The organism is Hoeflea sp. EC-HK425 (assembly GCF_902498795.1).
In the GTDB taxonomy this organism is placed as follows: domain Bacteria; phylum Pseudomonadota; class Alphaproteobacteria; order Rhizobiales; family Rhizobiaceae; genus Hoeflea; species Hoeflea alexandrii.
Genome location: NZ_LR701548.1, coordinates 1 through 21,973, shown reverse-complemented (window position 1 = coordinate 21,973; position 21,973 = coordinate 1). Strand labels below are relative to the sequence as shown.

Annotated in this window: 23 protein-coding genes; 4 read left to right on the top strand and 19 right to left on the bottom strand. The window is 61.4% G+C overall.

The annotated features are described in order from the left end of the window. The first annotated feature begins 98 nt into the window (after positions 1–98). Together SPHINGO391_RS00305 and ppa are read left to right on the top strand one after the other, a co-directional pair. Positions 99–383, top strand: a complete 285-nt coding sequence (locus SPHINGO391_RS00305; RefSeq protein WP_152007076.1) for an SDR family oxidoreductase — start codon at positions 99–101, stop codon at positions 381–383. 34 nt (positions 384–417) lie between these two features. After that, positions 418–951, top strand: coding sequence for an inorganic diphosphatase (gene ppa / locus SPHINGO391_RS00300; RefSeq protein ID WP_152007075.1), 534 nt, complete (start codon positions 418–420; stop codon positions 949–951). A 19-nt stretch (positions 952–970) separates the two neighbouring features. Here ppa and SPHINGO391_RS00295 read toward each other — a convergent pair whose 3' ends face one another. The 15 genes from SPHINGO391_RS00295 to SPHINGO391_RS00225 all read right to left on the bottom strand — a co-directional run bounded on the left by SPHINGO391_RS00295 (position 971) and on the right by SPHINGO391_RS00225 (position 14,568). After that, a complete protein-coding gene (locus SPHINGO391_RS00295) occupies positions 971–3,094 on the bottom strand; it encodes a type IV secretory system conjugative DNA transfer family protein (RefSeq protein ID WP_152007074.1) in 2,124 nt (707 codons plus the stop codon). Continuing rightward, on the bottom strand, positions 3,091–4,089 hold the full coding sequence (virB11, locus tag SPHINGO391_RS00290) for a P-type DNA transfer ATPase VirB11 (RefSeq protein WP_152007073.1): 999 nt from the start codon (positions 4,087–4,089) through the stop codon (positions 3,091–3,093). The genes SPHINGO391_RS00295 and virB11 overlap by 4 nt, the downstream gene beginning before the upstream one ends. Further along, on the bottom strand, positions 4,086–5,507 hold the full coding sequence (virB10, locus tag SPHINGO391_RS00285; RefSeq protein ID WP_152007072.1) for a type IV secretion system protein VirB10: 1,422 nt from the start codon (positions 5,505–5,507) through the stop codon (positions 4,086–4,088). The genes virB11 and virB10 overlap by 4 nt, the downstream gene beginning before the upstream one ends. Further along, on the bottom strand, positions 5,504–6,286 hold the full coding sequence (locus SPHINGO391_RS00280; protein WP_152007071.1) for a TrbG/VirB9 family P-type conjugative transfer protein: 783 nt from the start codon (positions 6,284–6,286) through the stop codon (positions 5,504–5,506). Before SPHINGO391_RS00280 ends, virB10 begins: the two co-directional genes overlap by 4 nt. After that, positions 6,286–7,020, bottom strand: coding sequence for a VirB8/TrbF family protein (locus SPHINGO391_RS00275; RefSeq protein ID WP_152007070.1), 735 nt, complete (start codon positions 7,018–7,020; stop codon positions 6,286–6,288). Before SPHINGO391_RS00275 ends, SPHINGO391_RS00280 begins: the two co-directional genes overlap by 1 nt. Positions 7,021–7,172: 152 nt before the next feature. Beyond that, on the bottom strand, positions 7,173–7,544 hold the full coding sequence (locus SPHINGO391_RS00270) for a hypothetical protein (protein WP_152007069.1): 372 nt from the start codon (positions 7,542–7,544) through the stop codon (positions 7,173–7,175). 16 nt (positions 7,545–7,560) lie between these two features. Further along, positions 7,561–7,794 carry a hypothetical protein gene (locus tag SPHINGO391_RS00265; RefSeq protein ID WP_152007068.1) on the bottom strand — a complete coding sequence of 78 codons (234 nt, stop codon included), beginning with the start codon at positions 7,792–7,794 and terminating at the stop codon, positions 7,561–7,563. Positions 7,795–7,848: 54 nt separating this feature from the next. Next, entirely contained in the window at positions 7,849–8,868 is a 1,020-nt protein-coding gene (locus tag SPHINGO391_RS00260) for a type IV secretion system protein (RefSeq protein ID WP_152007067.1), read from the bottom strand. Positions 8,869–8,872: 4 nt separating this feature from the next. Continuing rightward, positions 8,873–9,046 (bottom strand): hypothetical protein, encoded by a 174-nt coding sequence (locus tag SPHINGO391_RS00255; RefSeq protein WP_193217132.1) that lies wholly within the window; start codon positions 9,044–9,046, stop codon positions 8,873–8,875. Positions 9,047–9,052: 6 nt separating this feature from the next. After that, the gene (locus SPHINGO391_RS00250; protein ID WP_193217131.1) at positions 9,053–9,769 is read right to left on the bottom strand and encodes a type IV secretion system protein; all 717 of its coding nucleotides are present in this window, start codon (positions 9,767–9,769) and stop codon (positions 9,053–9,055) included. A gap of 10 nt (positions 9,770–9,779) precedes the next feature. Continuing rightward, complete coding sequence (locus SPHINGO391_RS00245; protein WP_193217130.1) at positions 9,780–10,943, bottom strand: transglycosylase SLT domain-containing protein; 1,164 nt, start codon at positions 10,941–10,943, stop codon at positions 9,780–9,782. After that, on the bottom strand, positions 10,936–13,347 hold the full coding sequence (locus SPHINGO391_RS00240) for a VirB4 family type IV secretion/conjugal transfer ATPase (protein ID WP_152007064.1): 2,412 nt from the start codon (positions 13,345–13,347) through the stop codon (positions 10,936–10,938). The genes SPHINGO391_RS00245 and SPHINGO391_RS00240 overlap by 8 nt, the downstream gene beginning before the upstream one ends. Continuing rightward, on the bottom strand, positions 13,344–13,634 hold the full coding sequence (locus tag SPHINGO391_RS00235; RefSeq protein WP_152007063.1) for a VirB3 family type IV secretion system protein: 291 nt from the start codon (positions 13,632–13,634) through the stop codon (positions 13,344–13,346). Before SPHINGO391_RS00235 ends, SPHINGO391_RS00240 begins: the two co-directional genes overlap by 4 nt. Before the next feature lies 1 nt (position 13,635). Then, entirely contained in the window at positions 13,636–13,959 is a 324-nt protein-coding gene (locus SPHINGO391_RS00230) for a TrbC/VirB2 family protein (protein WP_152007062.1), read from the bottom strand. Between the two features lie 48 nt (positions 13,960–14,007). Next, entirely contained in the window at positions 14,008–14,568 is a 561-nt protein-coding gene (locus SPHINGO391_RS00225; protein WP_152007061.1) for a lytic transglycosylase domain-containing protein, read from the bottom strand. Positions 14,569–14,682: 114 nt separating this feature from the next. Here SPHINGO391_RS00225 and SPHINGO391_RS00220 point away from each other — a divergent pair, with 114 nt between their 5' ends. Further along, complete coding sequence (locus tag SPHINGO391_RS00220) at positions 14,683–15,273, top strand: hypothetical protein (RefSeq protein WP_152007060.1); 591 nt, start codon at positions 14,683–14,685, stop codon at positions 15,271–15,273. 7 nt (positions 15,274–15,280) lie between these two features. Beyond that, positions 15,281–15,772, top strand: a complete 492-nt coding sequence (locus SPHINGO391_RS00215; protein ID WP_152007059.1) for a thermonuclease family protein — start codon at positions 15,281–15,283, stop codon at positions 15,770–15,772. On the opposite strand, the gene SPHINGO391_RS00210 is transcribed toward SPHINGO391_RS00215, so the two are convergent. From SPHINGO391_RS00210 to SPHINGO391_RS00195, 4 genes are all read right to left on the bottom strand, one after another. After that, positions 15,719–15,979, bottom strand: coding sequence for a hypothetical protein (locus SPHINGO391_RS00210; protein ID WP_152007058.1), 261 nt, complete (start codon positions 15,977–15,979; stop codon positions 15,719–15,721). The genes SPHINGO391_RS00215 and SPHINGO391_RS00210 overlap by 54 nt on opposite strands. Positions 15,980–16,682: 703 nt before the next feature. Then, a complete protein-coding gene (locus SPHINGO391_RS00205) occupies positions 16,683–17,039 on the bottom strand; it encodes a hypothetical protein (protein ID WP_152007057.1) in 357 nt (118 codons plus the stop codon). Between the two features lie 245 nt (positions 17,040–17,284). Beyond that, positions 17,285–20,542: an error-prone DNA polymerase gene (locus tag SPHINGO391_RS00200; RefSeq protein WP_152007056.1), complete on the bottom strand. Its 3,258-nt coding sequence runs from the start codon at positions 20,540–20,542 to the stop codon at positions 17,285–17,287. Next, on the bottom strand, positions 20,539–21,973 hold a 1,435-nt coding region (locus SPHINGO391_RS00195), incomplete at its 5' end, for a DNA polymerase Y family protein (RefSeq protein ID WP_244615053.1). The genes SPHINGO391_RS00200 and SPHINGO391_RS00195, both read right to left, overlap by 4 nt.

The following is a 21,973-nucleotide window of genomic DNA, read 5'->3' as shown; positions in this document are numbered from 1 at the left end:
ATCCATCGCGCTTGTATTTTCCACGGTTCGCTGTCGTCCACATCGCTGCCTTGCCCGAAAAGAATCATCTCAAAGCCAGGGAATCATAACCGACTCAGATTACGCAACTTCTTTCCGGACCGACACTCACCAAATCGATTGCCCGTAGCTTTGGCCGAGATGGCGTGACTGCTATTGCAATAGCGCCTGGTTTAGTTCGCACTGAAATGGCCGAGGAGTTTATCGTCGCGCATAGCGATACCTCCATTATGGAGGAAATTCCGGTCGGAGATATGGCGGAACCGGCTGAAGTTGCCGAGCTTACAGCATTTCTACTGCGATTTTCTCAAGACTCATTGAATGGTGCAACGCTCGATATCAATGGCGGCAGTTACATACGCTAGCCCGCGATTCTCGGTTTTTGAATAAGGGACTCCAATGCGTATCGACGCCATTTCAGTTGGTCACCACCCGCCAGAAGACGTGAATGTAATAGTCGAAGTATCCGTAGGCAGTCAGCCTATTGAGTATGAGTTGGACAAGAAATCCGGAGCACTTGTCATCGAAAGCATCCTCAATACTCCGATGTCTTATCCTGGCAATTTCGGATTCGTGCCGCACACACTTTCGCTATATAAGAAGCCGCTCAACGTCCTAATCGCAAGCACCCGCCCGCTCCTGGCGGGTTGCGTCATCAATGTGCGTCCCATCGGCGCTCTCTTCCTGAAAGAGCATGGCGGCGAGGACGCGAAGGTCATTGCCGTGCCGGTCCCGAATGTGACGCGAAGGTACGATACGATCAGGAACTACACGGATCTGTCGGCGGTCACCTCGGAACAAATCGAGCATTTCTTCTTGCACTACAAGGATCTGGCACCCAGAAACTGCGGGAAGACCGTCGACTGGCAGGATGTCTCAGTCGCAAAGGAGATGATCCTGGACGCGATTGCCCGATTCAAGGCCAAGCCCTAGGGAAAAGGCAATTTCGAATTTAATCGCCAGAAAGTGCATTTGCGATGTTCTTCTGCGCCTTCTTGATCGCTCTCTTTTTCGCAGGGGAGTTACTGACTATGTGCAATATCTTCTCGATCGATTGTTCTGCCTCGGCTTTTCGCAGGATGCTCGCGTTCAGCGCCGACTTGAAATCCGGACTATTGCCTGATGAAGACGCTTCGCTATTCTGCCTAGATTCCTGTAGCCGATCGGCTTTAAGCGGCGGTTCTTGAGCTTGTTCGGTCTGCGGCAGGCGCGACGGCATCACAATGGCGACTGAGGAATTCGCAGCAAATTTCGCCCCAGGTATCGAGCTGACCTTGGCAGCGCTGGCGGAGATCGCCATGATTTCCGAGTGATCAATGCCTGCATTGCCTGGCTCATCAATCGCCAGTTTGGTCGACGGCGCCCGAATTTGCAGCCATGCGCGTTTCACAAGCTCCTTGTCGGCATAATAGAAGTTGCGGATTCCGAAGATCGGCTGCTGGTTTCGCAGCTTGATGATGCAGCGGCTCTCGTTCATGGCGCCGAGCTCATCCGGCCGCATCAAAGGCCGCATCGTGGTCTTGTGCGACATGGTTGCGCCTTTGCGGTCGAACAGCGTGAGACCTGTCGAGACCGCCTTGTCGACCGTCACTTCTTTCCGCTCGCCGAGCAACTGCGACACATAGCGCTGATCTTCCGGATCCTGTGCGCCGAGGAAAATCTGAGCGCGGGCGGAGTTGACGAGGGTCTGCCGGCCTTCGCGGGTGTAGACGTTGTCGATTGACCGCAGGGACTGGACGAAGAACCAGCAGGGAATGCCATAACCGCCAAGGACGGTGGCAACGGTCAAGGCGTTTTCGAGCTTGCCCAGGTTCTGGAATTCATCGAGCAGGACCAGCACGCGCCGCTCGCCGCGTTTCATCATGTTGCGCGACATGTAATCCATGAACTGGACCATCAGCACATTGAAGATCGGCCCGATCGAGGCGATCTGCTGGATGCGGAAATCCAGATAGAGGCTCATATTCTCGCGGCGCATCGCCCGGATGTCGAAGCTCGACCGCGCCGTCGCCCGCAGGATGCGGTTGTTCTTGAACGGCCGCACGGCTGCGGCGAGCGATCCATAGACGCCGTCGAACTGCTTGCTGGCCATGACGGCGAAGCGGGCGAGGGTGGTGTAGGTGAAGGAGCTGATCCAGGCGTCGCGTAGCTCCGGATTGGCGACCTCCACCAGCCATTCCCGAAGCGGCTGATCGCCACCCTCGACCACATTGAGGACCGTGCCGAGGTTCTTGTCCTTGTCGAGAATATCGGGGTTTTCCAATACCCAGGACGTGACGCCGGCGAACAGCGCACGGGCGTCGGAGATCCAGTAGGCATCTCCCTTCGGCGTCGGCAGCAGCGCCGTCGCGATCGAGTTGATGTCGATATCGCGCTGGTCGGGATCTATGGCCACGAAATCAAGCGGGTTATAGCATTCGGTATCGCCATTTTCGTCGGCCGGCGAAAACCGCAGCACACGCGAGAATTTCGAGCGATGGCCGGCCGTCGCCTCATAGGTCTCGCCGCGCATGTCAAGGACGACGATGCTGTCCGGCCAGAGAAGGCAATTCGGCACGATCAGCGATGCGCCCTTGCCCGACCGGGGCGGACCGATGACAAAGCCACCGACATCATCGCCGTCGATCCAGAGTTTCTTACCGCCGAACAGCATCGGTTTCATGAAGCGCCGCCGGCCGGAGCCGCGCTGGGTGAAGCCGCCCGGAACCTTGATCAAGCTGCCGCCGATCCGCCCGACGAAAACGCCGCCGGTGCGCATCAGGCCGAGCGCGCGGGCTTCCAGCGGGTCGAGAAACCGGGCGTCCGTGGACTTCTTCTTGCCGGTCAAGGCGGTGACCAGCATGGCGCCGCCGGCGAAGAGACCAGCCGCGGCCGCTATCGCCGGCCGATGCCAGTCGCCGGCGGCAAGATCAAGGCGTGCCGCCTTGTAGGACGCCAGGATGTCGTCCTGGAGCGCCTGAAACATCCATGTCGAATTGTCGAAGGCATAATAGATGCCGGCATAGGCGAGTGAGGCAACGAACGCCGCCGCCGCTGAGGCGATCATCAGCCCGAACAGCAGGATCGCCGGGTTCATAATGTGTCCGCCTTGGTGAAGACGATTTCCGAGACGACGCGGCGACCGTCCGTTAGTCGCTCGAGTTGAACGACTACGGGAATGACTTCCTTCAGGTAGTCGATGATCTCCTGCTTCCTTAGCGTGACGCCGCTCTGTAGCACCATCAGCGCCAGGCGGTCGTATGCATCTCGCGCGCTGTTTGCGTGGACCGTCGTAAGGGAGCCGGGATGACCTGTATTGATCGCCTGCAGGAAGGAGAATGCCTCTTCACCCCGAAGCTCTCCCAGCATTACGCGATCCGGACGCATACGCAGCGAGGCTTCCAGTAATTCCTGCGGCGTGACTTTGGCGCGCCCCTGATCACCCTTTGACGCAATCAGGGCAACCGTGTTCGGGGTGATCGGCCTAAGCTCTCGTGTATCTTCTATCGTGACGATGCGGTCCTCCTCCGGCACTTCTTTCAGCAGGGCATTGAGGAATGTGGATTTGCCGGTTGACGTGCCGCCGGACACGGCGATCGAAACGCGCGAGCGCACGGCCGTCCGAAGGAACTGCAGAACATCGACATCCCCCTTCATCATGGCGGCAAGTTGTTCCTCTGCTGCCGAAAGCGTGAGTTGCCGACCGACCTTGGTGTCATGGAATGCACCACGGCTTTTATAAAGATCCAGGCCGATATCGTGGATCACCTGCTTGCGGATCGAGATCGCGCCTCCGTCGGGCGCGGCCGGGGGCAGCACGCACTGGAAGCGTTCGCCTGTCGGGAGGGACGCGGACAGGATGGGCCGTTCATCGTTGACGACCTGATTGGTGGAGCCGGCGACGCGCTCGCTCAGCGTCCGTATCCATTCGGTGGAAAACTGCTGATCGACCACACGCTCCATGCCAGCGACGCCAAGGCGTTCGACGAACAGTTCGCCGGGGCGGTTCACCGAGATTTCCGAGACGCGCTCATCCGAAAGAAACGGCTTCAACCGCTCCAGTGCTTTGTCGAGGAACGGAAACTGCTTCATTTGTAGACCGGCGCGACTGGATAGTAGGGCGTCGGATCGACGTTGCGTCGGATTTGCCCACCGCGCTTCAGCCGCATCATCTCCTGCCGCACCGGGTCGGCGTAGAAAGCGGAGAAATCGAGATCGCGCCGCAGATAGACGATGATCGACTCGCCTTGGGCGACATAGATCGTCGGCGGGATTTTCGAGCTTTCCTTGAACGCCTCGTTGGCGATGTCCTGCAGGATGGCCGACGATTTTTCGGCCGCGATCGAGCGGGCCTCGGCGGCCGTGCGGCTCGGCTCGGTGGTGATCGTCGTCACCGCGCCGGTGACCGGATCGACGGTCGATATCGAGCGGGCGCTTTCGGTCGCGGTGTCGCCGAGCGCCGAGACATACTCCGCAGCGCCGCCGATCACCGACAACATGATCGCGGAGCCGAACCGCTCCCAGAAATGCGTGTCGATCTCGCCGGTCAGCCCGGCCCGGCCGAGGCGGTCGGCGCCGGGTGAGGCGATCTCGGCGGAAAGGCCGTCGGAGCGAATGACACGCGACCAGACGACGAAGATGCGCTTCTGCCCGCGCGCCAGGCCGGACTTGTATTCCCCGATCAGGCGCGAGCCTTTCGGAATGAGGATGCGAGCGCCGTCGAGCGAACGGACGTCCTCGCGCACGACGGCGCGCACCATCCCTGGCAGGTCGGTATTGATCGCCGTTTCCAGGAAACCTCGGATCATCGTGCCCTGGGCGACGAGCGCGTCGGTCCGGTCGAAGCGTGTTGCCTTGACGATGCCGGCGGTCTGCTTTTCCGACTGGGCGAGGAAAGCCTTGTTGGCGTCGCTCTCGGCGCCGGGGACGGCGACGAGCTGGCCGTCATCGGCGATCGTCACCGACTGGTCGCCGGCCGCCAGGTTTTCGCGGCCGGAACCGTCGACGATGATCTGGTCCGATCGCAGCCGTTCCCAGCGCGCCTTCTCTTCATCTTCGAGGCGCTTAGCCTCCAAAGCGGCAAGCCTTGCATCTTCTTCGGCACGCCGACGGGCCTCTTCCGCGCGAAGCCGCTCCTCTTCGGCGCGACGACGCTCTTCCTCTATCTGGCGCAGCTTTTCCAGATCATCGCTCTGGTTGACGGTGACGTCGACCGTTGCGGAATCCACCGGCTTCTTCTCTTCAACCGGGATCTGCACTAGGTTCGGATCGGCCGCCTGTTTTACTGGCTCGTCGGGGAAATCGTGGATGCTGGAATTCGATGTCTCGAAGGTCTCAGCAGTGCCTTCGGTCAGGTTGGAGGTCTGCGGGCCGCTCGGCCAGTTGACATAGGCAAGGACGCCGGCGCCGACGAGAAGCAAGGCGGGGAGGGCGAGCTTTCCGAGACGGCCGTTGCGGTCGCTCGCCACGCTGCTTTGCCCGTCCAGATGCTCGAAATCGACTTTGCTCATCGCTGGCGCTCCTCTTTGCTGCCGAGGCGCTTCGGCCTATAGGCGTCCTCGATGAGGTCGAAGGACTGGCGATTGGCCTGCCGGTTATAGAGGCACAGCCACTTGTCGCCGGCGCGCAGCGTGAACTGCGCCGCGATCTTGTCGACCACCACGTATTTGCCCTGGGTGCGCAGGTTTACAAGCGATTCCTGACGCTTGCCTTCGACGACGAAGATGGCCGGGATTTCGTCCGGGAACTCCAGATACATATGCGTGCCGTCGTCGAAGGCGACACGGGGTTTCAGGCTGGTATCGCCCTTGAACACGTAATCGTAGTTCAGGCGATTTGGATCTAGATCCTTGAGGAGCGGATCCTTGGCGCTTTCCTGTGCGGCCGCCAGCAGCCGGGCGTTGACGTCCTCGTCCGGATATTTGAACCGCACCTGAAATGCCGCGCGCAGGTCGGCCGCTGCCGAGCCCTTCAGCAGCAGCGCATAGACGCGCTGATTGGTGACGATATTGACGTTGGTTTCGGCGTTTTCGCGGAGGGGCTTCACGAACAGGATGCCGGAGCCCTTTTTGGGGACGATCGACCAGCTCACGGTATCGCCGGCCGAGATCGTCTCGATGACCTCGGAGCTTCCGAGCTGGATCATCGTCGAGACGCCAAGCCCGGCCGGCACGGTGACGACGGCATTGTTGTTGAAGGTGATGTAGCGGATTCGCGGATCGGCGGCCGTCACGGGATTCGACGTGGCCAGCAGCGAGATGGCGGCGAGGGCAAGGAGAGATTTCCGCATCAGCGTCCCGCCTTATCTGCCGGCATCACTTCAGGCAGCGATTCCTGGTCGCGCCTGTACTCGACGACCTGGAAACCAAGCGGATTATCGAAGCGGTATTCGTTCTTCAGCGGGGCCGTCGTATAGCGGAAGCGCACCACCGAGACCCAGTGCTCGCGGCGGAGCGTATTATCGCGCCGCGTCTCCGTCGAGAAGCGAACGGTCGCGGTGGTAGCGTTAAGGAACGAAACCGATTTGATGGTGACGGCGATTCGGGTATCGCGGCCGAGCAGCTTGTCCTTCGACTGCGGATTCGACGGCTCGAACTCGTGCCGCAGGTCCGCCGAAGCCTGGCCGGTCGAATAGAGCTGAGCGAGATCGTAATTGTCCTTCAGCGCCCGAGGATCGTAGGTCTCGCGCGCCCGGATATAGCGAACGATGTTCGCCGTCTTAATCGCGTCGTTTTCCGAGAGCTTGCTCTCGTCCAAAGAACGCGCAACCTCGACGAAACCGGTGGTTTTGTCGGCGATCACCACCACGGCTTCGAACTGCTTTAGCGGAACGAGTAGGTTCAGGGCCGAAAGGCTGAGCAGCGTCGAGATGCCGGCCACGGTGGCGACGGTCCAGGCGATCTTCCGGGAGCGGCGCTCCTTGCGATACAGCTCCGCCTCCCAAGAGGCGCCCGCCTTCCAGTATGCGGAGAGGTCGATCGGCGGGGATTCGGGCGTGGTTGGTGTCGGCTCTGCGTTGCTCATTTGCTTATCCGGTACGTCGCCTCTGATGGCGAGATTAAGTATAATTAATTCATCAGGCCGAGCGAATGCCTTTCCCGATCAAGTCGGTGATGGAAACGGTCTACATGCCGTGGGATTTGGAGCCTAACGCGCTGGTGCTGCCGTCATGAGGTTCAGCTGCACCAACGCATCAGCGTTCGCTCGGACGCCGTGTTCGAGAAATAAAACGAACGATCATCCTTAACCTCGATCCGAACGGTATCGCGATCGCCGTCCGCTTCGTCGGAGCCGGCTTCGATCCACAGCACGTCGAGGACGTAGGAGCTGCCATCCTGCTTGACCGAGAGAACCTTGCCAGTGGTCTTGTTGGCGCCAATTCCCTGGCCTTCGACATAGATGAATGCCGCTGCGGCGGCTTCGCAGCCACCCTTGGCCGGTGCATAGGCTCCTGTCAGAACGGGCAGGATCGAGCTGGTCGTTTGGGACCATGCCGTGTCGGGGAGCATCAAGCCGGCCGCCATGAGCGCCGTAACAATCTTCTTCATCACAACTCCTCGCCGATCAGAAGCCCAACAGCGCGCGGAGACTATGAACGTATCCCGCCAGCGTGTTGTAGAGGTCGACGCAATATTCCGCGAAAGGCTTGAAGAAGATGACGGCGACCAGGAACACCAGATAGCCGAAGCCTCCGCCTTTCTTGGATTCGGCGCGCGCTTGTTCAGCAGCTTCCTCGTTGATCTGAGTCTGCTGGTGAAGCGCCGCCTGGTAGCGGCTAGGGTCGTTCCAAGGGTGCATCCAAGCCTCTTTTGCGTAAATTATACTTAATGCGCATTTCCATCTGTGGCCAGCCTAAAGTTGCCCGTTCTTTTCTGTTTCCCGCTGGATGGCCCGCGCTCTTGCTGCCTGCACATCGGCTGACGTCCGGCGACGGCCGAGACCTGCCCTCAAGATTTGCGCTCGATTGGTGAATTGATAGCTGCTGCGACGCATCGATTCGCGGCCTCCGAGGAATGGGACATCCCCTTGCCCGGGCGCAGTGCCTCCGGTGATGGCACTTGCGAAAGCCGGAATGAACCGGAACACGACAATCCCGAGCAGGCAGACGATTACGAACGGCGCGACATAGGAGAGCTTGCTTTCCGTCGCGGTGTTGTTGGCCGTGTTGATGGCGAGTTCGATGAGTTGGTAGAGGAAGGCGAGGAACGCCATCATCAGGGTCTGCGTCACCATCAGGTTGACCATCAGCAGCAGCCAGCCGTCGGTGAAGCGGAAGGTCCACCGATAGAGCGCCAGGATGATGAACACCGGCGCCAGCGCCAGCGTGATGAACAGCATCAGCTTGGCGGCGAGGATCGCGGCCGCCGCAACGGCGATGAAGATCATGGCGACGACAAAGACGATCGCACCGATCAGAGCGCCGACATATTCGAAGGTGCCGGTCGCCACCTGCTCATAAATCTTGCCTGCGGTCTCAAACACCGCGTCGAGGATCTTCACGACGCCCGTCGTGTCGCCCGTGCCGCCATCGAGCGCACCACCGGAACCAGCGATCGACTCGATGATCGTGTCTGAGATCAGGTTTGGCACCTCCTGGACGAGCTTGTAGAGCGTGGCGGAAAATGCTCCCCAATTCGTCGCCATATAATAGATGAAGAAGGCGCGGCCGAGCCGCCAGGCCGCCTCCGGCACGGAGAAGCCGTCGCGGCCGGCGAGGATCATATAGCCCCACCAGAGGACATAAAGGGTGAGCATCGACCCGAACAGGACATTCACCTGCAGCGCGAGGCCGTCATAGGCGTTCTTGATGAACGTCTCGCCGATGGCGTCGAGCTTGGCAAAAATGTCCGAAATGATCGTGGTCGCCGCCATCCGTCTATTCCTTCAGGGCGGGCGCGAAGGCGTCATTGACCGGCATGGCCGGACCGCACAGGTCATCGGCCTCGACATAGCCCGAGATCGGCGGGCAGGGGGCTTTCTTCTCACCCTTCGTCTGGCAGCCGGCGAGCAGCGCGAGACCGGAGAGCATGATGGCAACGGGCAATCGCATGCGGCCTCACTTGAAAGGGTTGACGTCTTTGTATTGCAGCATCTTGGCGGTCTCCGACTGCTGGGTTAGCCGCATCTGCATTTCGGTGTTGAGCGCCGAGACCGCGCCGTTGGAGACGCCGATCAGTTCGTTGATGGTGCGCGCCGTCTCCAGCTGCATCCGGGTGTTTGCATCGACCGAACCTTTCACGTCCTCGGCCGAGCCGATCTGGCCGGTGGCCGACTGCAACGATTGCTCGCGCTGCGACACGCCCTTGGTCGCCTGCTGCGTCAGAGCCGAGAGCAGCGCTACGGTGTTGACCGCGCCGGAAAAGGCGTTGTTCATCGCGCCGGCATCCTCGCCGTCGACGATCGCCTTGACCTGCTTCACCAGCTGCAGGCCGTTGATCAGCGTCGCGGCGATATTCTGCGCATCCGAGCCGAGCCCGCCGAACGAGAGCGTGCCGCCGTTCATGATCGAGGAGAAGGAGGGCGCGGCCGAGACGGACATATCGCCGCCGAGGCCCGTCGACGAGATGCCCATCGAGCCGTCACGGCTGCCGGACAGCGCGCCGAGGATCTCCTTGGTCTTTTCGAGGATGTTGGTGTTGGTCTTCATGATCTCGCCGGTGTTCTCCGCATTCTTCTTGGCGATGGCGAGATTGGTGTTGTCGATCACCGGAATGTCCGCTAGTGCCGGCGTCGAGAAGGCAAGCGCGGCAGTGGCGATGAGCAGCTTGTTCATGGGAACCCCCTTATTCGGCCGCGTTGGCGGCGTTTTGGATGGATAGAAGATTGTTGCCGATCGAGCGGTCCGTGCCATCGGAAGTGAGAATTTCTGTATCGGCGTCGGCGGCCGCGACCACCGCGCAGCGCGGCCAGTCCTCGCGCGGCACGTCCATCTCTTCGAGGATGACCGGGTCGCAGCTGTAGGGATTGACCTTGCTGTCGGATTTGAGGGTTTTCGCGGTTTCGGACGTTTTCGACAGGTTCAGCTGCATGCGCGCCTGCAGCAGCTCGTTGAACAGGCTGCGGGCGGTGATCAGGTTGTTCAGAAGCTCGGCGTTGACGGCGCGGGCCTGCGTGTTGTCGTCCCAGGCATCCTGATAGATTTCCGAGGCGCCGACGGCCGCGGACAGCGCATCGATGCGGCGGCCCGCCTCCTGGACGCGCGCCGTGCTGGCATCGATCCCCGAAACGGCACGGTCGACCGCGCCGGCAGCGGCGCTGTTGGAGCTGCGCGTCGCTCCGGAGCCGTAATCGACATAAGATTTGAACGATGGCGAGGAGATGTCCTCGATGTTCGAGCCGCCGGAGTAGGCATTAAACCAGGCATGGTTCCGGCCGACCTTGCCGGCCCAGTTCTTTTGCTCGGCGGCGGTCGAGCCGTTGTACCAAGAGGCGAGGCAGGCATAATCGGTGCTGCCGCATTTGTTGACGCCCATGCCGAGGTATTTGACGCCGCCCTCGATATTCTCCTCGTTGATGTCGCGGTCGAAACCCATGCCCTTGCCGGTGCGCTTGGTCAGCTGCATCACGCCCTTCACGCCGGTCGGCGAGCCCGAGCAGGTCGAGATGCCGGATTCCGCATGTGCCACCGACAGGGCAAGACCGACCGGCACGTTGTACTTTTCCGCATAGTGCTTGATCAGCTCGACGTTCTTTGCGTCCTCTTTCACCGCCTGGGCCGGCGAACGGTAGAGGCGGCGGTTCTTTTCCTTCTGGGAGATGTTGCAATTCGTCACCGACTGCTCTTCGAGCTGGTCTGTCTGCGTTTCGGTGTCCTGCTTGGAATGCCCTTCATCCTCCGCCCGCTTTTCCTTGACGTCATCGTCGAGGACGGGAATGTCGGCGAAGGCTGCGGGCGCCGGGGCTGTGACGAGCGCGGCAGAAAGCAGGAGCAGGATCGTTCTACGCATCGGTCGCCTCCGGAATGGTCCAGCCACAAAAATGCGGGAGCCAGGCCGCCGGCTCGTCGCCATAGGTCTCGCGCAGCGTCTGGCACTCGCGCACCGTCTCCGGCCGCCCGGACAGGACCTTCACCAGATCGGGCATCGCCGACAGGTCGAGCCGTGCGATCACCGAGTCCTGGGCGTGCTTGATGAGGAAGGTGCGGCTCGCCTTGTCGGCCTGTTTCACAAAGCGGAATTCCTTTTCCGAGAGGCCGAACGCCTTCCGGTAGCTTTCCTCGTCGGCGGATGCGTTTGGGAAAAAGATGTTGGTCATCGTCTGCTCGATGATCGTGCTGCGCAGGTCGGAGCGCACTACATCGGCGGCGGACTGCGTGCCGAAGCCGACGATGCCGTTCATTTTTCGGATCGTCTTCAGCCAATCCTTGATGAAGCCTGAGAAGACGTCGTCATCAAGCAGGCGCCAGCCCTCGTCGACGAAGATCATTGAGGGGCGCCCGTCGAGGATCTCCTGGATGCGGTGGAACATGTAAAGGAGAGCTGCCGAGCGTGTGCGCTTGTCGGAGAGGATCTCTGTCATATCGAAGCCGATCACCGCGCCGGCAAAATCCAGCTTGTCGGTCGGGTTGTTGAACAGCCAGCCCTTGTCGCCGGTGGTCCATTCCTTCAGCCGGTCGGCGAGATCGCCAATGCCGGATCGCATCCTGCCGCGTAGTGCTTCCGCTAGCATGTCGAGACGCCGCTGCGGCCGCTCGAAATCGCTATAGATGCTGTCGACCGCATCCGAGATAACCGCCATTTCCTCCGCGTTGAGCACGCGGTCGGACGGCGTGACGAGATAGGAGACCAGCGTTTTGCCGAAACTGCGGTTGGCCGGCGTGTCTTCCAGCTGCAGCGGCGCGAAGCCGGTTGGCTCGCCCGGCGACAGCCGCTCGTAGCGACCGCCCATTGCCCGCACGAAAATCTCGCCGCCGCGGTCCTTGTCGATGAAGACGCAGCGCGGCCGAGGCTCGACACGCATGCCTTGGGCAAGGAGGAAAGACAGCGCCACCGTCTTGCCCGAGCCGGTCGGGCCGATCACGGTGAAGTTGCCGACATCCGCCTCATGGAAATTGAAGAAATAGGCGGTCTGGCTGGTCGTCTCCAGAAGCGAGATCGGCATGCCCCAATGGACCCTGTGCGTCTGGCCGGACGGGAAATTGTGCGCCGAGAACAGCCCGGCGAAGTTGACGGACGAAATCAACCCTCGCCGGGCAATGTAGGCGAAGTTGGTGGGCAATTGCGCCCACCAGGCCGCTTCCTGATTGAGGTCTTCGCGCACGGCGACGACGCCCATGCGCGCCAGCTCGGCCGTGACATCGGCGACGGCGCGGTTCAGCCGCGACAGGTCACGCTCAAGCACGGCGACCGTCATATGGTGCTTGCCGAACACCACCTCGCCCGAGGCCAGCCGGTCGCGCGCCGTCTCGATATCGTCTTCGACCGCCGTGCCGCCGTCGTCGGAATTGGAAATCTGCCGGCTGATGGTGGCGATTGCCTCCGTGACTGTGGTGCGGTCCTCCGGCGCGAAGGAATGGGTGACGATGAATTCGTAGGGCAGGCGCAGCAGCCCATCGAGCTGGCCGGGCGTCGTCATTGGCGGGTATTCCTTGATCGACACCATGGCGGCGACCTTCGAGGTCGCGCCGTCCGCCGACCAGATCTCCGTCGCCTTCCTGCCGAACATGACCCGGCCGGTTCCGATATAGTCGGCCAGCGACATGCGGGGGAGGGGCATCGTCCGCTCGTCACCGGCGGCGAGGATCTTGGCAAAGAATTCGGCGGGTTCGGAATAAAGGCCGCCGTCGCGGCTGACGCAGGAAAGGATTTCCGGGCGGTAGGAGCGAAAGTCGCCGACAATGCCCGACACCATGTCCTTCAGGTCGCGCAGCGCCTCGCCCCGCGCTTCGACCTCGTTGTCGGCCATGCGGAAAACATCGAACATGCGGTCGACCTTGCCGGCGCGACCGGTCATCGGCCGCCGGATGACGGTCAGGTATAGTTCGTTGACGAACATCGTCCGGTGCTGCAGCCCATCCATGTAACGGGCGTTCAACTCGTCGGCGAAGGGATTGTCGAACTCGCCGTCGATTGCCGGCTTGATCTGTCTCCGGATGATGGTGGCGTAGAGCGCGAAACGTGACGATCCGAGCGAGCGGACCGTCATGTTGCGGTTGGCGAGGCGGGCATTGATTTCCGCCTGATCCATCGTCTGGTAGGGCAGGCCGGAGAGCCGGATGACTTGCAACAGCAGGCCGGACTTGGTGACGATCGTTTCTTCGTCGACATGGCGGAGATAGGGAACGTGGGTGCCGATCCCGAGATCACGGGCGCGCTCGCGGCCGAACTTCAGATCGTGATTGACGATGTTCATGGGGCGTAGCTCCCCGCTTTCCAGAAGCGTCGGTTACGGATCGCCCTGCGCATCGACAAGAAGACCTGCGCCACGCGGACGATGTGGATGTCCCGCTGGCACAGGTAAAGCGCGATGAAATGGACGGGCAGGACGATCAGCGGCGCCAGGAAATTCGACGACGCGATGAAGACAACGATCCCGAAGATGCCGTTCACCACGAACACGATGATATCGACCCCGAAATACATCGGCGGCCGGGTCAATGGCTGGATGAGAGGTTCGACATCGGGAGCGTCGTCACGCATGTCAGACACCCCCGGCCGCCTTCATGGCGTCGACCAGTTCGGCGGCGCCGAAGATGATCGCGATGCCGATGACGATGGAGATCGCGCCCTGCCAAGCCATGCGCCCGGTCAGGAACAGGAAGCCGAGGAAGCAGACGGCGATGATCGCGAGCGACCGGGCGACGCTGCCCTGTAGCACGCCGGTGAACCATTCGAGGATGCCTTCGACCGGCGCGGCCGATTGTGCATAGGCCAGTTCCGGGACCAGTGCGATGGAGGTCGCAAGGACTGCCAGCGACAGGAAAGCCTTGCCGCGCAGGCGCGGCTTCATCGTGGAAATTGTCATGCGGATGTCCTTCTGATCTTGGGAGGATGAAGTTGAGGGGGATCGGCGCTAATCGGCCGTCCAGACGTGTTGGTCGCGCCAGGGGGAGGGCGCGAGCGCGACCGTTTCCTTGCGGGCATCGCTATTCCCGCGGCGCTTTTCCTCGGCGGCCGACGCCTTGGCGTTCAGCGTCCAGCGGTTCATCACCTTGACGATGTACTGGGCTGTCTCGTTGAACTCGGGGATGCCGCCCTTCTGGTAGACGCGCTCCGGTCCGGCGTTGTAGGCGGCCAGCATCAGCAGGGGATCGTCGAACTCGCCGTAGAGCTTCTTGAGGTAGCGAACGCCGGCGCGAATGTTCGATTCCGGATCGCAGCGGTCGGTCACGCCGTAGTCGGAAGCAGTCTCGGGCATCAGCTGCATGATGCCGACGGCGCCGGCATCGGATATCTGGTGCCTGCCGCCGGAACTCTCTACGTCAACCACCGCGAGCGCCAGATCGGGGTCCAGTTCTTCCTCGGTGGCGATGGTGCGCACCAGTTCCAGCACCCGCTCGCCATCGACCGGTTCGCACGCTTGCGCGGTCATGACCGACGTCGACAGGAGGAAAAGAAATAGGGTGATTTTCAATTTTCTGTCCCGGTTGCGGCGCAATCACATTAAATATAATTAAGATGCAAAGGATTCCTCTGTCAATTCGGAAATCGCAACGCTGCTATGCACAAACAACTCAAGGTTATTGGCTTGGTCGGCTCGCTCCTGTTCGGAGGCACGACAATCGCCCTGTCCGCAGGCGAGGATCCCTATGCGGAACCGTCGCCGGAATACCTCCGCCACTTCGCCGAGCAGGGCGCGAAGACATTCGTGCTGGAGCGCTTTGATGCGGCAGGAAAACTGGTGGCGCGGTCGGTGGAGAGGCTCGACGGAAATGTCGAGATCGGCGGTCCGGTCGAACGGGCCATTGCGGGGCAGAGGATCAGCCTGCGTGGTCTGACCGCATGCCCGAAGGAAAACGTCGTCTATAACCGCATCCAGACATGGAGCTGTGTGGACGCGGCGCGCGACTATGCTGACGCGGTTTATAACCGGCGGGCCAGCGTCATCCTCTGCAAGACCCTGGTGCTGACGCCGAGCGGCGACGAGGCAATTCCGGCATCATGCTTCGTCCTCGTTGGCGGAAAGGGTGAGCCGTTCAAGACGGTCAACGACGACGACAGCATGGTGTTTCTCGGACTGGCGTCCATTGGACGAACACAGGACGGGCGCAGCCGTAGGCCTGACCTCGAAGCGTCGCAATCTCTTTCACGATCGATGGGGTTCCAGAATGCGGACTGAGTTTTCGATGGCCATCGCCATGCTGGTCGCGTCCGCAGCCGTTGCGCAGGACAAGACCATCTCATTTCCGTCTGACGTAAGCTTTGAGACGGGCGATACCTGGGCTTACGAAGGCCGGAAATACAGGGTTTTCGGGGTTCAGTCATGTCTGCGTGGCACGACTTTTCGTTCCCCTGACGGTGACGAGGTCGACTGCGGGATGCGTTCGATCGCATCGATAGCAGCGCTGTTCTCGACGGGTTCGATCGGTTGTCAGCCTGTCGGCAACGCCAAGGATGGCGCCACGTTCGTCGTCTGCGCAGCCGAGATCGATGGGATGACGGTCGATGTCGGAACGGCGCTCATATCGTCGGGCGGGGCATTTGCGGCCGTGTTCCCTTCTGGCGCGCCGGTATCGGCATCCTACGCGATCGCGGAGAAAGCCGCCAAAGACAGCCGCGCCGGCCTATGGGCGGGGCGCTTCGTTCATCCCGTCTCCCTGCTTCTGGGCGAGCAATGACCAGACCTCCGAAAGATCGATGTGAAGGCATTCCGTAATCATGGCGATTTCCCGCAGGGTCATGAGCTGCCATGCGCCTTCCTGCAGAAGCTCCAATCGCTCTTCAGCAATGCCGGTCAGTTCGGCAAATTCATGAGGTTTGGTGTCGCGGCGCCTTAATTCGTCTGCGAGGAATTGCACAAGCTCTGCAGCACTTTCACTGGCCATTTGCGGTCATCCTTTCCGGTCACCGGCACGACGGTTTCGCGTCGTTGTGGTGCGGGTTTGCTTTGCCTGCATGCGCGCTCGCCAGTGCGAAGTCGGGCAAGGCGATGTCGGAACGGACGGGTGTGATTCCGCCGGCCGAATGTATCGCTCAACCTTTCCACGAGTGAAAAGCGGCGTTTTCGCGGCAACCGCTGATTATGTTTGTCCGGTGAGTAAAATATAATTAACTTGGTGACTCGCCTTGTGGGCGAATGAGCCAGGGAGGTTTCATGCCGTAGACAAAATAAAACCCGCCTCGGAGAGACGGGTTCAGTGACACACGGAGATGTGCGCAAAAGTCTTATAGCCACTGATTTTTTCGCACATTGATGAGGCCGGTGCAAGTTAATTCTTGCCACGAATACGTGCGTCCTGCGTCCTGGATTTCTCTCCGCTGACCACAACGAGGAGAGAAAATGCTTGTTGCATCACCAGCGGCCTACGGGCCGAACCTATTGTCGCGCCTACTCGCCGCGCGCACCCTCCAGCAGATTGACGACTGCGCGAAATCCGCCTGGATACTGAATGGGGAGGGGCTCGTAGACGACCGCGAGATGGCATATCTAGCCCCGGTCATCGAGCATCAGCGGAAAGCGATCCGCGCGCAACCTTGGCGTCTGGGCGATCCGATTGGTCATCTAAGACCGACGACGGCCAAGCCGGTTCACCGACGCCCGTCAATTCCCGCAGACAGGCGAGCTGCATCCTGGGTGCGCCGCCGCTCGCTCGCCAAAAACTGCATCATCCCGACTTGCATCGCCGGAAGGTTGACAATCAGCAAGCTTGCCGTGCTTTCGGTCATTGCCCGAGCGGTGATGGACCGTGGAAGATCGAATATGTCTCTCCCTGAGATCGCCGCGCGCGCCGGCGTCGGATGCACAACAGCGCGGTATGCCATTCGGGATGCCTTGCGAATGGGGCTAATCAGCGTGTCCGAGAACCGGATCAACGGATTTTGGAGCCGTCCCAACACGATCAGGATCGTTTGCGGGCGTTGGCTTCGATGGCTGAAGGAGCGCATAGGGTTTTCGCCTCGCAGAAAATCGGGCGACGGAACTGCAGTAGACTACTTCGGCACCCCCCTCAGAAATGTGATCCCCACGATTGAAATTATATCATTCTCGCTGCGAGGCGCGGTTCATCATCGATGGGGAGCGCGTGCAAATGTGCCTTGCTGGCGCGGGGATATATGCCTTGGCAGGGGAGTGAAGGCTTTGGAATAGCAATGCGTTGGTTTCACCGAGCGTCTGGTCATCGAACTGCCGTCTAGTGGAAGTTGCGCGCCTTCACCTTCAAAGTGTCGATATGGAGGTCAGGTGTGAACATATCGCGCGGGCGCACGGCATGCGCTTGCCGGACGCGCGGGTCCGGTCCACCGCCATGCGTGAATTCATCGCCGCGGCCAGAAGGAAGCCGGAAAGTGGCGTCGCGCTCGGACAGGCTCGACAGATCGACGGAGAGATCGAACACCTGCTGGGCGATGAGATGCACGACCTCGCCTTCGCGCTGAATTCGGCCGTTGATCGCCATCATCGACGACCCAAGTACGACACGCCGCCGGCGTTCGAAGAGTTTCGGCCAGACGACGACGTTCGCAGGTCCGGTCTCATCCTCGATGGTGATGAACATCACCCCCTTCGCACTGCCCGGCATTTGCCGGACGAGAACGAGGCCGGCGGCCATCAGCCAACGACCGTCACGTGCGGACATCGCCTCCTGGCAGGTGACGATGCTGCGCTTCGCGAGATCCCGGCGGAGGAAAGAAACGGGATGCTCGCGCAGGGTCAGCCCCGTGTGGCTGTAATCCTCGACGACATTGTGTCCTTCCGACATCTGCCGCAGTTCGACATCCGGCTCCTGTTGCTCGGCAACGGCGCGCGCCTCGCGTTCGGCCGCGGCGGCAAACAGCGGGAGAGGTTCGTCACGCAGCGCCTTGATCGCCCAGAGCGCGTCACGCCGCTCAAGCTGAAGGGAAGGCAGAAAGGCATCGGCTTCGGCCAGTTCCACAAGCGAAGCCGCCGGTACGCCGGAGCGGCGCCACATATCGTCGACACTCTCGAACGGCTGATCGGCGCGGGCTGCGACGATCGTTGCCGCATCGGCGGTCGCAAGTCCCCGCACCATGCGCATGCCGAGACGGACAGCATGGCGCTCGCCATCATCGACTGATTCCAAGGTGCAGTCCCAGCGCGAATGGTTGACGCAGACCGGTCGAACCTCGACACCATGCCGGCGACAATCACCAACGATCTGGGCGGGTGCGTAAAACCCCATAGGCTGGGAATTCAATAGGGCCGCGCAGAAGGCATCCGGATAGTGGCATTTCACGAAGCTGCTGGCATAGGCGATCAACGCAAACGACGCCGCGTGCGATTCCGGGAAACCGTAGGAGCCAAAGCCTTCGAGCTGGCTGAACGTCCGCTCGGCGAATTCGGCGGAATAGCCGTTGGCGACCATCCCGTTGACGAGTTTGTCCTTGAATCGGCTGACCCCGCCAGTGAATTTGAAGGTGGCCATGCTCTTTCTCAACTGATCTGCCTCACCGCCGGTAAAGCCAGCGCAGACCATCGCGACCCGCATCGCCGACTCCTGAAACAGCGGCACGCCAAGGGTCTTGCTCAACACCGCCTCCAGCTCGGGCGTCGGGTATTCCGGCTGCTCTTTGCCTTCGCGCCTGCGCAAGTAGGGATGCACCATGTCACCCTGAATCGGCCCGGGTCGGACAATCGCCACCTGAATGACCAGATCGTAAAATGTCCGCGGCTTCATGCGCGGCAACATAGACATCTGCGCGCGGCTCTCGATCTGAAACGTGCCGAGCGTGTCGGCCCGCCGGATCATCTCGTAGGTCTTCGCATCCTCCGGCTCGATCTTCGCGAGATCGAGATCGCGGCCCTTGTGCTCGCGGATCAAGTCGAAGGCCTTGCTCATGCAGGTCAGCATGCCGAGCGCCAGCACATCGACCTTCATCATTTTCAACGCCTCGACGTCATCCTTATCCCATTCGATAATGCGTCGGTCTTGCATGGCCGCGGGCTCGATCGGTACGAGGTCATCCAGCCGATCATGCGTCAACACGAAGCCGCCGGGGTGCTGACCGAGGTGTCGCGGCGCGCCCATAAGCTGCTGCGCGAGCTTCAGCGTCAGGACCAGACGCCGATCGTCGGGGTTGAGATTGAGTTCGCGAACGTTGCGATCGCTGACCTCTTCCGACCAGGACCACATCCCCGACGAGAGCGCCTTGATCACGTCCTCCGGCAGACCCAGCGCCTTGCCCACATCCCGGATGGCGCCCTTGGCGCGATATCGAGTCACGGTCGCGCAGAGCGCCGCCTTGTCATGCCCATAGGTTTTGTAGATCCATTGGATGACTTCTTCGCGCCGGGCATGTTCAAAATCGACATCGATGTCCGGTGGCTCATCGCGCTCGCGGCTGACGAAGCGCTCGAACAGCAGGTCATTGGTTTCCGGGTCGATCGAGGTGATGCCGAGAATATAGCAGACCGCGGAATTGGCGGCCGAGCCGCGCCCCTGGCAGAGAATACCTTGCGAGCGGGCATAGCGGACGATGGAAAACACCGTGAGAAAATAGGGCGCATATTGCATCGCCTTTATCAAATCGAGTTCGTGCCGGACGATCTGCAGCGTCTTCGGCGGTAGGCCCTCCGGGTATCGGTCCGGCACGCTCTCCCAAACGTAATGCTCCAGCGAGGCCTGCGCATCCTTGCCGGGAACGATCGCTTCCTCGGGATACTGGTAGGTCAGCTCCTCCAGCGAGAACCGGCAACGCGCAACGATCTCCATTGTGCGCGCCAACGCTTCCCGATAGCGAGGAAAGAGCCGTTCCATCTCTTCCGGGGGTTTCAAGTAGCGGTCCGCATGGCGTTCTCGCGAAAAGCCGACATCATCGATGGTGGTGTGCGTCCTGATGCAGCTCACGACATCCTGCAGCTGGCGGCGGTCCGGATCGTGAAACAACACGTCGTTCGTGACCACCGGGCGCACATTGAAGCGGATGGCGAGGTTCGACAGATTGTGCAGCCGCAGCTGGTCGCGCGGCCGCCGGCGGAGCGTGAGTGCCATATAGGCCCGGTCGCCAAAAATGTCCGCCATCTTGCGCAACTGCACGGCGCAAGTCTCGTCCGGCAGGTCCGGGACGAGCACGCCGATCAATCCCTCCGCATACTGGGTCACATCATCGAGATGGAGGATACAGGACGCCTTGCCGCCTCGGCTCTTGCCAAGCGTGAGGAGGCGGGTCAGTCGCGAATAGGCGGCGCGGTCGGTCGGATAGACGAGGATCGACATCCCGTTCTGAAGATCGAGGCGACAGCCGACCACCAGACGGAGTCCCGTTTCGCGCGATGCTTCCAGCGCCCGGACGATGCCGGCGAGCGAATTACGGTCGACCACGCCCAGCGCCGAGATGCCGAGCGCCTTGGCCGTCGCAAACAGTTCGGCGGCCGACGAGGCGCCGCGCAAAAACGAGAAATGCGTCGTGACCTGAAGCTCGGCGTAGCTCATACGAATATCCCGTGCATGAACCAGCGATGTGACCCGGTCGCCGGATCGACCCCGTCGCCGCTGCGGTAGATCCAAAGCCGCTCGCCGGCGTCATCTTCTACGACGAAATAGTCGCGCACGGCCGCATATTCGGCATCGCGTGTCCACCATTCGCCGAAGATCCGCTCAGGTCCGTCGGCACGCTTCACGCGCCGCCGCTTTCCCCGCCAGGTGATCGACACAGGAGGGTGGTCCGGCATGAGCGCAATCACCTCTATCAACTCCGGCCGAGGGAGCAGGCGAACCGGCCGAGGCCAGTGCTGGGTCCAGGTCGCGCCGGCTGCCGCCGCCGCCGGATCGATCCGGCGCACGCTGCGTTCCGGAACGTCGCTGGCAACCGGCGTCACACGATAGACCTTTTGGCCACGGTTCATGAAAACGTCGATCAGCGGCACGACGTCCGTCACCTGATCTTCGACCAGCGAGGACGCCCTTTGAAGCTCTTCCAACGGCTCGCTCATGACCGCGACCAGCGTCAGCCGCTCGATGCCGAAACCCGGCTCGATTTTCTCGGTGCGATCGCGGAACAGCTTGGTGAGCCAGGCAATATCGCGCGATGGTTTGGCCGTGCCGGCGCGAATGGCTTGCCGCGTGCCATCGACCTTTTCAATAAGGAGGTCGGTGCGCCGGACGCCATGTCCACGACGCTGCAGTTCGCTGACGAGGTTCGTCACGAGACCGGCCACATACCGGTTGATCGTCTCGGCCGCGCCGATCGGCTCGGCAAAAGCCTTGGTGACCTCGACGATATCAGGGGTGCGGATCGGATCGATGGGCTCGGCCATCCGCCCATACATCTGATCGAGCCGGCGCCCGACCTCTGGTCCGAAGCGAAGGGCGAGGGGAGCGCGCGCTGTCGCCGACAACTGGCCGATGGTCTGAAATCCAAGCGTTCTGAGATCGGCAACGACCTGGTCGGGGAGGCGCAGCAGGGAAATCGGCAGACGATCGACAGCGCGCGCCGTTTCGCCCGCCGGCACGATGACGGTTTCGCGCGCAATCGCGCGGGCGCAGGCGTGCGCCGCGCCCCAGGTGTCGGCGATGGCGAAGCGGGCGGTGAGGGATTTGGCGCGAAACCGGTTCGCGGTCGCGGTCAGCATGATCTGCTCGCCACCCTGCAGGTGGTCGGCGCCCTCCGTATCCATGACGATCCCGTCGGGGAGATCCATGGCGACAACAGGCGAATATTGTGTCAGCGCCCAAAGCGTGATGCGCTCCAGCGCCGCGGCGTCGGCCGCCGGATCGGCGTCGACGAGCATCAGGTTGCGGAAGAGCGCCTGGGCTTTTGCCGCCGGCATGCCGACCTTCACACCAACCTTCCGTGCCGCTGCATCTGCGGCCGCGACCCAGCGCCGGGAACCGCTCCGTGCGATGACGGCGATCGGCTGCTCA